This is a genomic window from Loigolactobacillus binensis (genome assembly GCF_005405165.1).
Taxonomy (GTDB): domain Bacteria; phylum Bacillota; class Bacilli; order Lactobacillales; family Lactobacillaceae; genus Loigolactobacillus; species Loigolactobacillus binensis.
In genome coordinates this window covers 1-13,441 of record NZ_BJDN01000004.1, presented here as the reverse complement: position 1 = coordinate 13,441, position 13,441 = coordinate 1, and the positions used below count along the sequence as shown (strand labels likewise).

Sequence of the window (13,441 nt, the reverse complement as noted above, 5' to 3'; positions counted from 1 at the left end):
ACAAGGAGGAACACGACATGGCCCGTCAAGATTATGAAGACTACGACTATGATTACGATGACTACGAAGATCCCCGTGATCATCGCTATACGGAACACCCGCGACCACGATATCATGAAGATTACGAAGATCGGCCACCGCAGCGAATACAAGAACGGGACGACCGCAACTATCGCCGACCACCGAATGAATCGCGATGAGCGTTACCCACCTCATGACTATGAGCAACGTGAACCACGACCACCCTATGATCGAGAAACTGAACGCGACCCACGGTATGAATACAACGAACGTCCGGCCAAGCATCAAGTCGCTTCACATAAGAAAGCCCGTCCCAAGCGCCCGCGTAAAAAAATCAAACGACAACGGCCACCAAAACGCCAACCGAAACCGGCGAAAGAAAAAAAGCCCCGCAAGTTAAAGCAACCTCGCGTTGGCATTCGACGAAAAACGACTTGGTTCTGTTGGTTGATCTTGATCGCTAGTGTTAGTTTTGGCGTCTACAAGAATTTCACCGCGATCAATAAACACACGGTACATGAACGTGAAGTAGTGAAAGTTAAGCTGACTGATACCAATGCGATTGAAGCATTCGTCACCGACTTCGCCAAAGTCTATTATACGTGGGAACCTAACCATGAGAAATTAGAAACCCGCCAAAAGGACCTTAGTAAATTCATGCTAAATGGATTGATAACCTTGAATGCCGATGCGCTACGTTCTGATATTCCGACCACTTCCACCGTGTCTGATATTCGGATTTGGAAAGTTGAAGCTAAGAAGAATCAAGTCAATAAAGTGTTATTCACAGTTAATCAGCAGATCAAAAATAGTCAAAAAGAAGATGCCCCCAAAGCAATCGAGTCCACCTACTCATTGAACGTTATGAAGAATAAAGATGGCGATATGATAATTGTCACTAACCCAACGATCGCGGCAGCCCCAACTAAAGCTAAAGCAACTGAAAAACAACTTCAGACTGATAGCTCGATTGATGCCGAAACCACTAGCAGCATTACTAAGTTTCTAACCACTTTCTTCACCCTTTATCCAAGCGGCACCGCCAATGAATTGAAATATTATGTCGATGGCGGAACGAAACCACTAAATAAAGACTACCGTTTTGCGGAATTGGTCAATCCCACCTTCCATCGTCAAGGCGACAACATTCGAGTTGACGCGACCGTCAAGTTCCTCGATAGTGAAACCGATATGACCCAATATTCACAATACTCCCTTATTTTAGAAAAGACAGGTACAAACTGGACCATTAAGTCTGGTCTGTAGGAAACAAAAACACGACACTCATTTGAATGTCGTGTATACATAAGATAATTTAATGTTATTAGAATGTGTCTTAAAAGCCAATAAACCTATTCCATTACTGAGATTTCAACGCTTTTGAATTTGAAGACACAACCTAGACACAATTTTTTCTGACCACTGATAATTTATATCATCAATTACTATTTCAACACACATTAAAATTAGTCGGCAACGACAACCATTGATTTAATCGTTTTACGTTCCTGCATATCTTGGTATGCTTGGTTGATGTTATCCAAGCTATATGTTTCGGTGAAAACTCGGCCAGGGTTAATTTCGCCATCCAGAACGGCTTTAAGCAATAGTTGCTTATCGTAAGTCGTCACTGAAGCAGAACCACCAGCTACCGAAATGTTTTGTGCAAAGGTTGATCCTAAGGCATGGTTATTATAGTGTGGTACACCAACATAACCAATCCGGCCACCGTTGTGGAGTACGCCTAGTGCCTGATCAATGGCAGATTCTGTACCCACACATTCAAGTGCAGCATCAGCGCCACCACCAAGAATCTCACGAACTTTAGCAATTCCTTCTTCACCACGTTCAGCGACAACAGCGGTAGCACCCGACTGCAACGCCATCTGCTGACGATCTTCATGACGACTCATCAGTACAATCTGTGAGGCACCACGCAGTTTTGCAGCAATCACCGCACACTGACCAACGGCACCATCACCAATGACAACGACTTTATCACCCTTTTGAACATTAGCACAACGCGCCGCATGGTAACCGGTTGGCATCACATCCGCTAAGGTTGTAAGCGATTTGATCATTCCTTCTGTATAGTCACCAGGCTGTCCAGGAACCTTAACCAACGCCCAGTTGGCATACTGGAAACGAATATATTCTGATTGGAAACCATTAGACCAGTTGGTTGCACCTTGATGACGATCGCAAGTTCCGTCAAATCCGGCACGACAGGCATCGCATTCACCACAACCGTGAGTAAATGGTGCAATTACAAAGTCACCGGGCTTTACTGTTGTAATAGCCGAACCGATTTCTTCAACGATCCCGATGGCTTCATGCCCATCGTTTGTAGAATGGGGTTGCTTATTATCACCATGCGCATAAGCCCACAGATCAGAGCCACAAACACAGGCGCGTACAACTTTGATAATCACATCATCATCAGCTTGTAGACTTGGTTTGTCAATATCTTGAACAGTAACTAAACCAGCCTTTTCAAAAATTGCAGATTTCATAATTTCCATACCCAGAACGTCGAATAAACATTAATCCCAATTATACGGCGTTCAATTCCTTTCAAATTTGATAGATTAACCTAATACCTAATTTAACACAAAATTTGTCAATAACGTATCTATTCATGATTTTATATCTCATCAACTGAATACAAACGAACTTTATTGTGCATACCTACATCCAGCTCGGCTTGTCGCCGTCAGTATTGGGCTTGTTCAAACCAACACTTTCGTTGCGGTGCGTATCTGGCTGTGTCAAAACGTTGAAAACAAAGTCAGCGACACTTTTACGGGAAACTTCGGTGCCCTTAAATAGTTCATCAACTTGAGTGGTTTCATAATCTACTTCATCATTATTAGTCAACCAAGCTGGGCGAACTTCTGTGTAGGTCAATCCTGAATCCGCCACTAATTTAGCAGCAGCACGGAACCCAGGTAAATAATCGTAAATTGCTTGTTCATTCCATTCGCCATATTTACCAGGAACTTCGTGATGAGCACCCAATGAACTAATATAGACCAACCGCTGCTTTCCTGTCTGGTGCATAGCTTTGATCACACTTTCAATTTGTTCAGCCAGGTTAACACCCCCTAAGTTGGAATAAACTACATCAGCCGGTGCCATAGATACGATCAATTGATCCGTTGCTAGAACATCCCCATCAACTAGTTGCACTCGTGGATTATCCTGGTATTGCTTCAAGCGTTCCGCCTTACGCAAAAAAAGGATTAATTCATTATCCGTTTCTTTTAACAATTTTTCGGTCACTAATTGGGCCATGGCGCCATAAGCACCAACGATCATAATTTTAGTCAATTGATTGCCTCCTATAATTTAAGCTAAATTCTGACTGAAGAATTCTCGTAGTCGATCAAAAGGAATCATGTCTTTGCGATCATACAAGTCAACGTGATTCGCACCAGGCACTACGATCAACTCTTTAGGTTCCGCCGCCGCTTGATAGACATCTTCGGACCAATACAATGAGTGCGCTTTTTCGCCGGCGATCAAAAGCACTGGCCGCGGTGAAATTGCTTTAATATTCGTCATCAGCGGAAAACTAAAGAACGATTGCGGTGTCGTTGCCGTCCACGCTGAAGTTGAATTGATCGAGCGCGGATGGTAGCCACGTTTGGTTTTATAATAGTCATAGAAAACCTTCAAGATTGGATTAGGATTTTCCGGTAATTCATCCGGTAAACCATGGGAATCAGTCAGCGGTTCATCATTTTCATCAAATAAGATTTCGTGGGGGCCAGTTTCATACTGCCCAGCCGCCGCATCTTGCCAACGCCGTTCGCCAAGATAATTACGAATCTTTAGTTTTTCTGCATCCGTATAACTATCGCGATAGCCTTGACTAATACTGCGCGACATATCGTACATTGAAGCTGTCGCTACCGCTTTGATTCGCGTGTCGGTCGCCGCTGCCGTTAGCGCCATGCCGCTTAAGCCGCAAATTGCCTGGGCTCCGATGCGCTCGCGGTCAACATACGGCAATAAACCAAGGAAATCGACGGCGGCACTATAGTCTTCGGTGAACATTTCCGGTGAAGCAACATTTCTGACTGCCCCGCCACTTTCACCGGTGTAAGATGGATCAAACGCGATCGCAACAAAGCCCCAGCGCGCAAATTCTTGCGCATAAAGACCTGATGACTGTTCCTTGACCGCACCAAAAGGACCGCTGACCACGATTGCCGCTGATTTTTTAGTCGCGTAACCGACGGGCAAATAGAGATCACCAACAATATCGATGCCAAAACGATTTTTAAAGGTCGCTTTTTTAACTTCGATTTCCGGATAAATCTCAAAAATACGGGTATCGTCTTTAAAATCACTAATTTCCATAATTGCCTCCTAGAAAACGTTTTACTAAAGCATAAAACTGACTATCGCATTAACGCAACTTATTTGTCCTGGACTGGGGTCACGCGCACCGTCGCGCTGATTGGCCCAGTAGCTAACATCGGCGGTAAATACGGACTGCCCTGGTATTTAGCTTGATACGCAGCATCGATCTGCTGATTCAAGGCTGCATCAGCAGCGGCTGCGGCAAATTGAACTTGGTAATCCTGACCGGCTAGTGAAATTTTGCCGGCTTGTTGCCTGATCGCGGCCTGATACCACCGTGAGCGTTGCCCATTCCAAGCACGAATATAGAGTTGATCGGCGACCACCACTGACCAGATCCAAGTCGGTGTGCCATAGGTTTTACCATCCGCATAATATGGTGAAACGTGAAAATCATCGGCCGTTTTAAAAGCGGCTAATTGCTGCGCTGTCCATCCTGTCATCAAATGACCTCCCTACTGCATATCTTTTTCCCATTCACGAATCGTCGCAACGCCAGTTTTGGCGGCTAATGCTTCCAGCGCCGTCACTTCGGCTGCCGTTAACTCGATGTTAGCTGCATTAGCCGCATCTTCAACGTGCTTAACTTTAGTCACACCCACGATCGGTACGGTGCCTTTACTAATTGCCCAAGCCGTAGCAATTTGGGCGACTGTTGCGCCATGTGCTGTCGCTACAGTCCGCATTTCAGCGATCAAATCACCTAATTCAGCTAATTGACCATTATACGACTGTGCACGGGCACTACCAGCTGGAAATGGATGTGCGGCATCATATTTACCGGAAAGCGCGCCTTGTTCTAACACCATGTATGAGAAGAACGTGATATCGTTTTCACGGCAATAATCGATGATCCCAGCATTTTCCGAAGAACGATTTAACAAACTTAAATGGTTCTGGACCGCGGCTAATTTTAAGCCCGCCGCTTCTAGAATGCTTTGCGCCTGTTTGATCTCAGCTAAATTATGATTGGAAACGCCAATATATTTGACTTGACCACTTTTAGCTAACGGTACTAACTGTGGCGTCCAACGCTGCACATCGGCAGGGTTATGGATCCAATAAATATCCGCATAATCAGTGCCCAACCGTTCCATACTAGCCGTAAACATATGGGTTGCGGCTTCAGCGGTGCCATCAGCGATCTGTGGGGTAAATTTCGTTGATAATAATAGCTCACGCCGCTCAGTGCCGCGAGCGAGATCACCTAAGATCTTTTCCGAAGCACCCATGCCGTAAACCGCTGCGGTATCCCATAAATTTAGCCCTTCCTGCAAGGCTTTTTCAAAAACCGGCTTAAAATCGGCTTCCGTATAATCATTGCCAAAATAACCATTACCGTCAGTGGCGTCGCCCCAGGCCCATGCGCCCATAGCGATTTTTGGCATTTTTAATTCAGTTTGCATTGTTGTCATTTTGATTGCTCCTTATTTTAGAGTATGTTTGAAAAAGTGGAAAAAGCTGCTTTTTCAAACACGTTTAGGCTAAATTAGCGGTAAAAACTAATCTAGCAAATTTTCCAAAGCCTATTTAGCTTGATAATCAGTGATATTCGCCGCAATTTTCAGCGCGGTAAATTCATTGACCGCATAATTGGCCAAATCTGGATAGTAGGCATCTTCAGCCAAAATACGATCCAATTCAGCCCGATCCGCTGCTTGCGCCACGATCACACCTGCCCGTTGATACGTTTGCGATGGCCCTAGCAATAAGAAATTACCTTGGTCAAAATAGCGCTGGAACCATGCTTGGTGTTGCGCCAAATGGGCTGCTGCTTCTGGTGCCGTTACGGCTTCTTTGATCGTCACATTGATTAAATACATCCCTGATACCTCCTAAAATGATTCATCTTTATCCTGTAGTTCTTGTTTCTTCTTATTGTCCGCCGCAATTTCGGCTGCGATTTGATATTCTTCAAAATAACTTTTATTGGCTTTGATCGCCCCACTTTTATACAAGGAAATTTTATGCCGCAAACGATCGATCGACCGTTGCAAACTGGCTTGTTGCGCCACTAATTCCTGTTCTTGCTCTTCCAACAGCGCTTGCCGTGCCGCTAGGGTACTATCACCAGTACGGACCATTTCCGCGTAATCATACAGTGCCTCGACCGGCACGCCGGAATGCCGTAAACAGACGATCATTTCGATCCAACCTTGAATACCGTCATCATAGTATCGATTGCCATTTTTTTGGCGTGGTACTGGCGGCAGTAAGCCGATGCGCTCATAGTAACGTACCGTATTGGCATTAATACCATATTTTTCACTCACTTGTGTGATCGTTAAACGACTCAATTGCTGACCTCCTCACATTTCTCCATCAGTATATTGGTTTGAGTGAACTACAAGTCAAGCCCTTTGTTCAATTTTTTAATTTCAATAAACTTAGTTTAAAATCAAAAGCAATAAATAACCAATACTTATGCTTTATGATCAGCTATAACTATTATGCATTGATCAATTCAGTAAAACGCAAAAAATCGGGCAATACCGTTTTACGGCGCTGCTCGATTCTCTTATTAATTTGCCATTAACATAATGCGATCGAACCACCGTGTCGGTAATATCGTATGCAAGCAGACCATTGATTTAGCCACCATCCCCGGTAAGTAGCGCGTTTTCGGCCGTGGACTGTTGACTGCTTTGGCAACAGTCTTGGCGATCGTACTAGGATCTGCGACCATCATTGGATTGTTAAACTGCTTGCGTAAAGCAGTCACTGATTTTTTAGTTTGCGCCGCGTAAGCCGTGCCCTGGCCAGCTTTTTCCAAATGGTCCGCCGCGATGCCGCCCCATTCAGACTTGATACCACCTGGTTCAATGATCGATACATTGATGCCGAAATCCTTTAATTCCAAACGTAAGGCATCGCTTAGCGCTTCGACGGCGTATTTACTGGCATGATACCAATCACCAAAATGGCTAGTGACGCGGCCGCCAACGGAAGAAATGTTGATGATCAAGCCGGAATGCTGTTGCCGCATCGTTGGTAATACCGCTTTGGTCACACTGGCCACACCAAAAACATTGACGTCAAATTGGTATTTAGCTTCATTCAGTGGGACCACTTCTACCGGCCCATAGGAACCATAACCGGCATTATTGATCAACACATCGATACGGCCAGCTTGGTCGATCACCTGCTTGACTGCAGCTTGGACTGACGCTTCATCGGTGACGTCCATCGATACCGGTATGGCGCCGAATTTCTTGATCGCCGCTAACTTTTCGGCGCGCCGGGCAGCACCGTAAACTTGATTGCCTTGTTGAGCCAATAATTTAGCCGTGGTATAGCCGATGCCACTGCTGGCACCCGTGATCAGAATAACTTTCATTGCGTATCGCCACCTCTTTGAATAACTCCATTATATGAAGTATGATTGCAAAAAGGCATAGCTTAGCGTGCCAGTTTATTGACAATTTATGCCAAAAATTACTAAAGAAGCGACCACCGGTTAGCGTGATCGCTAAATTTATGCCCGATGTTGCTGCTCTAATTCCTTCAAATGATCCATCAGCGCCTTATTCTGCGGATCAGCGTAAAAATCGATCTTAGTCTCAATTAATTCCAAGTTGGCCTGTAAGTCGGCGATCTGCTGTAATACAGCTTGCTTGTGTTGGCGCAACATGGCTTGCCGCGCCGCTCCGGTGTCGCTACCTTGGCGCGCTAAGTCACTGTAAGCTTTGATGTCTTTCAACGCCATCCCAGTATTTTTCAAGCAACAAACTAGGCGCAGCCAATCCACATCGACCTCATCAAATTGGCGGTTACCCGCTTGATTACGGCGGACAAACGGCAAAATACCTGCTTTATCATAGTAACGGATCGTGTAAGCCGACAAACCAAATTTGGCGGCAACTTCAGTGATCGTATAAGTCATTTAAAAAAGTCCTTTCAATTGCTTGACTTAGAGTTAACTCTAAGTGATAAACTCATTTTAACCTGAAGTACCCATTCAGTCAAAAACCAAAAAAGAAGGTCTGTTAAATGACAAACAAAATTGCTCTGGTTACCGGTGGTAGTCGTGGCCTTGGCCGCAGCACTGCATTCGCTCTCGCCCAAAAAGGTTTAGCCGTCGTGATCACTTATCATTCTCAACAAGAACAAGCTGCCGCAGTTGTGGCCCAAATCGAGCAAAATGGTGGTCAAGCCGCTGCCTTACAACTGGATACCGGCGTCACCGCCTCGTTCGCCGCTTTTGCCGAACAACTAACTGCCGTTTTAACTGAAAAATGGCAGCGTCAAAACTTTGATTTTCTCGTCAACAACGCCGGTTTTGGTTTAGAAGCAGGCTTTGCTGAAACCACCGAAGCCCAATTTGATAGCTTAATGAACGTTCATTTCAAAGGTGTTTACTTCCTAACGCAAACTTTATTACCACTACTGGCCGATCAAGGCGGTATCGTCAACGTATCCTCCGGCTTGACTCGTTTCACCACCCCCGGTGGCAGTGCTTACGCCGCAATGAAAGGCGCAATCGAAGTTCTCAGCCGCTATTTGGCTAAAGAACTCGGCCCACGGGGTATTCGGGTCAACACCGTAGCCCCAGGGTTAATGGCAACTGACTTTGGCGGTGGCGCCGCTAAAGACAACGATCAACTCCGTGGCTTTATCGGTAGCGCAACTACCCTAGGCCGAATCGGTGAAGCTGAAGACGTCAGTGGTGTGATCGCCGCACTTTGTACCGACGAGCTTAAATGGGTCGACGCCCAACGGATCGAAGCTTCCGGCGGTATGTTTTTATAGGTACTAAAAAAGACCAGCAGATGCTGGCCTTTTTTAGTGCCCTGAGCTCAACTGATTGCCGCCCGATACTCAGTGATCGTTTGCCCGGTCCAATTTTTAAACGCCCGTGAAAATGATGCTTGATCCTTATAACCAACTAAACACGAAATCTCTTCAGTAGCTAATTCGTTAGCGTTAAGGTAATTGACTGCCAACAAGCGCTGTACTTTTTGCACCAATTGCGCGTACGTCGTATTTTGCTCACTCAATTTGCGTTGCATCGTGCGCACGCTGACCCCTAGTGAATGTGCCACCGACTCACGAGAAAAATGATCACTGGGAATCGCTGAAAATAGGGCCTTTTCCACATGATTGATGAAGGAATTTTCCGCGTTAAGTTGCGCTAAACGCTTCTTTAATTCCGGCTCCAAGTAGTCCCACATCACATTATTCTGAGTCACAAACGGCCGCAACACGTCGGCTTTGTTAAAGGTGACCACATTGGTGGCCGCCAGCTGTGGTTGTACACCCACAAAATCGACTAATTTAGGACTATATGCATACGGCGCCGTAACCGCCACAGGCTTGATTGGTTCACCGGTGCCGGTGCGGATCAAACTGATCAACGCCATTTGCTCGTTCAATAGCGTAAACCGCGCCATTTGTGAACCGGGCAGATCAAAACTTAAATGCAACGAAAGCGTCGTCGCTTGTTCTGTGATCGTGATCACCAACGGACAGATCAATTTTTTATACACCGCAAAGCGCTGAAAACAAGTTAAGGCATTTTGCGCACACAAAGCCACAAAAAAAGGTGGCATAAACGCTTTATAGTTTTCGACTTGACTGAACGCTAATAATTGATCATCGGTGATCTCGCTGTCCAATTCGAACAAAAATTTATTGTAGTCCGCTGGTGATAATTGTAGTTCTTCCCGCCATAAAACGTTGGGAATCGCCGCTTTTTGCAAAATATCATCTAGCGACAAGCCGATACCCTTAACAAAATCCTGAAATTGCTTGCTAATTGCGATTTTCACTTGATCATTCCTTCTTTAAACACCCTTACTTAAAAGTCGGATAGCGTTCACCAATCATTTCTTCACTTTGCGTCCATAATGAACGCGCAATATCTTTGTCGTAAGCCAGTTTATGTGCCTTGGCAATTTTACGTTTGTAATAATACTCACCAGGTTGCCAATCCTTGCCCGGGGTGGTCGTGGCCAACCAGATTGCTGTATCGGCGCCCTTTTCTGGCGGGATCATCCCCATTAATTTTTGAACAAAGGTGTGGTACATCACGTGCATCATCCCAGGTGATTCAGCACCAAAATTAGTTACCACGTTGCCGGGATGAAAGGCCACCATCGAAACCCCTTTTTGGCCATAACGACGATTAAACTCTTTGGCAAATAAAATAACTTCCAATTTAGCGTTGCCGTACGCCCGCGTCCGACTATATTTAGTTTCCAAATTCAGATCATTAATGTCAAGTTTACTCAAGCCACTATTACCGATGCTGGACGTATTAATGATCGTTGCCTGGCTAGCAATCAAGGTATCCAGCAAAATATCCGTCAATAAAAAGTGGGCCAAATAATTGATCTGAAACGTCTTTTCAAAACCATCAACGGTGACTTCACGCTTGCCATAAACGCCCCCAGCGTTATTGAATAGCACATCGATCTGCGGATATTTTGCGTGCAACTGATTACCCAACGCCCGCACTTCAGCAAGCTTGGTGAAATCCGCAATGTAGTAAGGCACCTTTAATGCCGTCCCTACTGCTTTCGTTTTTTGCGGTGAGCGACCAACGATCACCACTTGTGCGCCCTGTTCCTTCAATAACCGCGCGGCTGCTTTACCGATCCCATCACTACCACCAGTAATGATCACTGTTTTTTCTGTCATAAGCTCCCTGCTTTCTTGATCAGTTTAAGTTCATTATACCTAACCAAGCGAGCAAATGTAATAGCTTTAGGTGCCAAACCTTTTGCATTCTGTGCCAAACAACCCATTTAAGCGTCACTTACGCCATATTCAGCAACCAACCGGATACACCGATCGTGAATAGCACCAAGTCGGCAACGACCAAGCCTACCATTAACGGCAATGCTAGCAACACCAACAGTACAAGTGCACCCAATGGAAATAATAGCGCCGTCTGCCACCGCAACGGTGCTGGATTAAACACCCGCATCCTTAACATCACGAACAAGATGCACAACAACAAAATCGTCACGATCAAATAACCACTATAGAAAACGCGCTCAGGTTCTTCAAACAACTGGGCAATAAAAAATGATTGCAAGGTCAAACAGGCAATGAAGAAACGGTGCAGCCCACGAAAAAACGACAATGGTCCATACGACTGCGCCTCGATCCGTAGCTGTTCCATGAAGGTATAATAAACCGACCACATGCCGATCACACTGAGCAACAATAACAAAAACAACCCATAGTCTGCCAATTGATGAATATGCTCACCATGTTCAATCAAACCAGCTAACGATTCACCAAGTACGATCATCGTGAATAACCCGTACCGCTCCATGATCGCTGGCGTGATCGTAAACGGAATTCCGCGCTGTTTAAATTCTGTGGTGAAATTATTGCGCTCGCCCATCACCGTACTAATAAAAATCACTAAAGCGATAAAAATCAGCAACCGCTGCACCGTTAAACTAGGTATAAAAATACTACCAACAAAAATCAGCTCTCCAACGGTATAGGCAATCAAAAACGGTTTGGTCGTGATACCATGCGCTGGATCAGCAACCATCGTCGAAAAAAATAAATACATGTAGATCAACTGATTAAACGTATAAGCAATAATAAAACCAGTATAGTGCCCCGCAAAATAAGCCGGTGTGAAAGCCGCCGTAAAACTGATCGCAACAATTTGTAACAACGCAAAAAAAGTGTTACGTAGGTTATTTTCACCATGCAGATCAAAAAATAGCACCATATTAGTCCAAGTATTAAAAATAAAGAGAAACAGAATCCAAAACGAAATGAACCCATCCAGACTAAAATGCGTACTCAAATTTTCCACAAAGCCGTGAATGATGACCACATAAACTAAGTCAGAAAAAAGCTCTAGCCAAGATATTTTGCGATTCTGAATCATATCAGTGATCATTCGGGGCGTGCCCCACCAAGAATTTTTCATAAGTAAATTACTCCTGTTAGTATATCCATTTTAATTAAATTTATTATACCTGACAGATTTAGTCAAAAATAGCTTACTTTAACAAAAACTTTTTTCGGTATCTTTTTTAACATTTTACATTTATTTACCTCAGACATTGTTAAATTAGATCATTTTAATACTATTATTATTTTTTATTTGTAGGCAAAAATTGAAAGCCTATTAACCCCATCTAATGCCAATGCTCAAAATATTTTATTTTATTGACAAAATACGGTTTCATTATTATCTATTTTCTTGTATTTGTTTGGTAAAAGGAGGAATTGTTGTGTCTGATCAAGATGTCAAACAAGCATTTTCACATTATGCCAAGCTGTCACTCGTGAATAGGACCCGTTCACTCTATTCTCAGGAGCAACATCAGGTCCCTAAAGTACCACTAAACGAGGAAACAGTTGAGTACCCGATCGATGAAGGACCACCAATTATTAAACTACTTACAGCAGACCAAGCTGTTCACTTTGAGGAATACCTCATTAACGAACGCTTGATCATTGCAATAGCCAGATTAACCGATGCTCAAAAGAAATTGCTTTATTATAAATACATCGAACAACTTTCAGATAAAACAATCGGCCAGATCCTCCATGTCAGCAGTCAAGCGATTTCTAAACAGCATCGCAAGGTGTTAAGCAAAATCGGTTCTACGTTCTTCGACTAGTTTAACCATCAGGATTCGATCTCCTCCATCTCTCCCAGAATTAGACGACCCAAATCTAACTCTAGGAGAGCGAATTGCAATGAATTATACCGAAACGATTTACGCAGCTCAGCATGGTGATCCATCTGCCATGACACAGCTGATAAAGGAATTTCAGCCATTAATTATTAGCATCACTTGTCGAGGGCATTCAAATTTTGACGAGGATCGTTACCAGATACTAACCGAACAATTCATTCGCACAGTCTACAAATTCAATTTAGAACGATATTTGTAGGCAAGTCAGAAGGCAAATTAATCTTTTTTTGATTAATTTGCTTTTTTGGTTTCATTTCTCACCCTTTATTTGTATGTACGCGTGGTGCTAGTTCGTCATAAAATCAAAAAAGCCTAAATTGTATACCAATATCGTCAATTCAATCTTTAATTGAAAACCAAATAGACTACGGGTG

The 13,441-nt window shown here is 44.1% G+C and carries 17 protein-coding genes; 5 read left to right on the top strand and 12 right to left on the bottom strand.

Translation table 11 applies throughout. The annotated features are described in order from the left end of the window. Window positions 1–17 precede the first annotated feature (17 nt). Both FFM78_RS13940 and FFM78_RS02655 read left to right on the top strand, forming a co-directional pair. Window positions 18–200 (top strand): hypothetical protein, encoded by a 183-nt coding sequence (locus FFM78_RS13940; protein WP_223876991.1) that lies wholly within the window; start codon window positions 18–20, stop codon window positions 198–200. Continuing rightward, window positions 115–1,287: a conjugal transfer protein gene (locus FFM78_RS02655; RefSeq protein ID WP_223876990.1), complete on the top strand. Its 1,173-nt coding sequence runs from the start codon at window positions 115–117 to the stop codon at window positions 1,285–1,287. Before FFM78_RS13940 ends, FFM78_RS02655 begins: the two co-directional genes overlap by 86 nt. A gap of 200 nt (window positions 1,288–1,487) precedes the next feature. Here the strand turns inward: FFM78_RS02655 and FFM78_RS02650 are convergent, their stop codons facing one another. The 9 genes from FFM78_RS02650 to FFM78_RS02610 all read right to left on the bottom strand — a co-directional run bounded on the left by FFM78_RS02650 (window position 1,488) and on the right by FFM78_RS02610 (window position 8,272). Beyond that, complete coding sequence (locus FFM78_RS02650; RefSeq protein WP_137636891.1) at window positions 1,488–2,534, bottom strand: zinc-binding dehydrogenase; 1,047 nt, start codon at window positions 2,532–2,534, stop codon at window positions 1,488–1,490. 175 nt (window positions 2,535–2,709) lie between these two features. After that, the gene (locus tag FFM78_RS02645) at window positions 2,710–3,351 is read right to left on the bottom strand and encodes an NAD(P)H-binding protein (protein ID WP_137636890.1); all 642 of its coding nucleotides are present in this window, start codon (window positions 3,349–3,351) and stop codon (window positions 2,710–2,712) included. Window positions 3,352–3,369: 18 nt separating this feature from the next. Continuing rightward, window positions 3,370–4,386 carry an alpha/beta hydrolase gene (locus FFM78_RS02640; RefSeq protein ID WP_223876989.1) on the bottom strand — a complete coding sequence of 339 codons (1,017 nt, stop codon included), beginning with the start codon at window positions 4,384–4,386 and terminating at the stop codon, window positions 3,370–3,372. 59 nt (window positions 4,387–4,445) lie between these two features. Then, the gene (locus tag FFM78_RS02635) at window positions 4,446–4,832 is read right to left on the bottom strand and encodes a DUF2255 family protein (RefSeq protein ID WP_137636889.1); all 387 of its coding nucleotides are present in this window, start codon (window positions 4,830–4,832) and stop codon (window positions 4,446–4,448) included. A gap of 12 nt (window positions 4,833–4,844) precedes the next feature. Next, window positions 4,845–5,804, bottom strand: coding sequence for an aldo/keto reductase (locus tag FFM78_RS02630; protein ID WP_223876988.1), 960 nt, complete (start codon window positions 5,802–5,804; stop codon window positions 4,845–4,847). A gap of 111 nt (window positions 5,805–5,915) precedes the next feature. After that, the gene (locus FFM78_RS02625; RefSeq protein ID WP_137636888.1) at window positions 5,916–6,212 is read right to left on the bottom strand and encodes a YciI family protein; all 297 of its coding nucleotides are present in this window, start codon (window positions 6,210–6,212) and stop codon (window positions 5,916–5,918) included. Between the two features lie 12 nt (window positions 6,213–6,224). Beyond that, entirely contained in the window at window positions 6,225–6,686 is a 462-nt protein-coding gene (locus tag FFM78_RS02620) for a MerR family transcriptional regulator (protein WP_137636887.1), read from the bottom strand. A gap of 224 nt (window positions 6,687–6,910) precedes the next feature. Then, window positions 6,911–7,726, bottom strand: coding sequence for an oxidoreductase (locus FFM78_RS02615; protein WP_137636886.1), 816 nt, complete (start codon window positions 7,724–7,726; stop codon window positions 6,911–6,913). Window positions 7,727–7,864: 138 nt separating this feature from the next. Then, window positions 7,865–8,272, bottom strand: a complete 408-nt coding sequence (locus FFM78_RS02610) for a MerR family transcriptional regulator (RefSeq protein WP_137636885.1) — start codon at window positions 8,270–8,272, stop codon at window positions 7,865–7,867. A 107-nt stretch (window positions 8,273–8,379) separates the two neighbouring features. Here FFM78_RS02610 and FFM78_RS02605 point away from each other — a divergent pair, with 107 nt between their 5' ends. After that, the gene (locus FFM78_RS02605; RefSeq protein WP_137636884.1) at window positions 8,380–9,138 is read left to right on the top strand and encodes an SDR family NAD(P)-dependent oxidoreductase; all 759 of its coding nucleotides are present in this window, start codon (window positions 8,380–8,382) and stop codon (window positions 9,136–9,138) included. A gap of 47 nt (window positions 9,139–9,185) precedes the next feature. On the opposite strand, the gene FFM78_RS02600 is transcribed toward FFM78_RS02605, so the two are convergent. The 3 genes from FFM78_RS02600 to FFM78_RS02590 form a co-directional block, all read right to left on the bottom strand. Beyond that, window positions 9,186–10,157: an AraC family transcriptional regulator gene (locus FFM78_RS02600; RefSeq protein ID WP_137636883.1), complete on the bottom strand. Its 972-nt coding sequence runs from the start codon at window positions 10,155–10,157 to the stop codon at window positions 9,186–9,188. Window positions 10,158–10,182: 25 nt separating this feature from the next. Further along, complete coding sequence (locus FFM78_RS02595; protein WP_137636882.1) at window positions 10,183–11,028, bottom strand: SDR family NAD(P)-dependent oxidoreductase; 846 nt, start codon at window positions 11,026–11,028, stop codon at window positions 10,183–10,185. Window positions 11,029–11,146: 118 nt separating this feature from the next. Continuing rightward, on the bottom strand, window positions 11,147–12,289 hold the full coding sequence (locus FFM78_RS02590; RefSeq protein WP_137636881.1) for a low temperature requirement protein A: 1,143 nt from the start codon (window positions 12,287–12,289) through the stop codon (window positions 11,147–11,149). Window positions 12,290–12,596: 307 nt separating this feature from the next. Between FFM78_RS02590 and FFM78_RS02585 the strand changes: the two genes are divergently transcribed. Together FFM78_RS02585 and FFM78_RS02580 are read left to right on the top strand one after the other, a co-directional pair. Beyond that, the gene (locus FFM78_RS02585; RefSeq protein ID WP_137636880.1) at window positions 12,597–12,989 is read left to right on the top strand and encodes a sigma factor-like helix-turn-helix DNA-binding protein; all 393 of its coding nucleotides are present in this window, start codon (window positions 12,597–12,599) and stop codon (window positions 12,987–12,989) included. Between the two features lie 79 nt (window positions 12,990–13,068). Next, the gene (locus tag FFM78_RS02580) at window positions 13,069–13,266 is read left to right on the top strand and encodes a helix-turn-helix domain-containing protein (protein ID WP_137636879.1); all 198 of its coding nucleotides are present in this window, start codon (window positions 13,069–13,071) and stop codon (window positions 13,264–13,266) included. The last annotated feature ends 175 nt before the right edge of the window (window positions 13,267–13,441 follow it).

Bases quoted from the DNA above. Each gene is read 5' to 3' on its own strand.
- FFM78_RS02640 (WP_223876989.1), bottom strand. From the start codon at position 4,386: ATGGAAATTAGTGATTTTAAAGACGATACCCGTATTTTTGAGATTTAT.
- FFM78_RS02630 (WP_223876988.1), bottom strand. From the start codon at position 5,804: ATGACAACAATGCAAACTGAATTAAAAATGCCAAAAATCGCTATGGGC.
- FFM78_RS02655 (WP_223876990.1), top strand. From the start codon at position 115: ATGAAGATTACGAAGATCGGCCACCGCAGCGAATACAAGAACGGGACG.
- FFM78_RS13940 (WP_223876991.1), top strand. From the start codon at position 18: ATGGCCCGTCAAGATTATGAAGACTACGACTATGATTACGATGACTAC.
- FFM78_RS02580 (WP_137636879.1), top strand. From the start codon at position 13,069: ATGAATTATACCGAAACGATTTACGCAGCTCAGCATGGTGATCCATCT.
- FFM78_RS02615 (WP_137636886.1), bottom strand. From the start codon at position 7,726: ATGAAAGTTATTCTGATCACGGGTGCCAGCAGTGGCATCGGCTATACC.
- FFM78_RS02625 (WP_137636888.1), bottom strand. From the start codon at position 6,212: ATGTATTTAATCAATGTGACGATCAAAGAAGCCGTAACGGCACCAGAA.
- FFM78_RS02635 (WP_137636889.1), bottom strand. From the start codon at position 4,832: ATGACAGGATGGACAGCGCAGCAATTAGCCGCTTTTAAAACGGCCGAT.
- FFM78_RS02605 (WP_137636884.1), top strand. From the start codon at position 8,380: ATGACAAACAAAATTGCTCTGGTTACCGGTGGTAGTCGTGGCCTTGGC.
- FFM78_RS02610 (WP_137636885.1), bottom strand. From the start codon at position 8,272: ATGACTTATACGATCACTGAAGTTGCCGCCAAATTTGGTTTGTCGGCT.
- FFM78_RS02650 (WP_137636891.1), bottom strand. From the start codon at position 2,534: ATGAAATCTGCAATTTTTGAAAAGGCTGGTTTAGTTACTGTTCAAGAT.
- FFM78_RS02590 (WP_137636881.1), bottom strand. From the start codon at position 12,289: ATGAAAAATTCTTGGTGGGGCACGCCCCGAATGATCACTGATATGATT.
- FFM78_RS02595 (WP_137636882.1), bottom strand. From the start codon at position 11,028: ATGACAGAAAAAACAGTGATCATTACTGGTGGTAGTGATGGGATCGGT.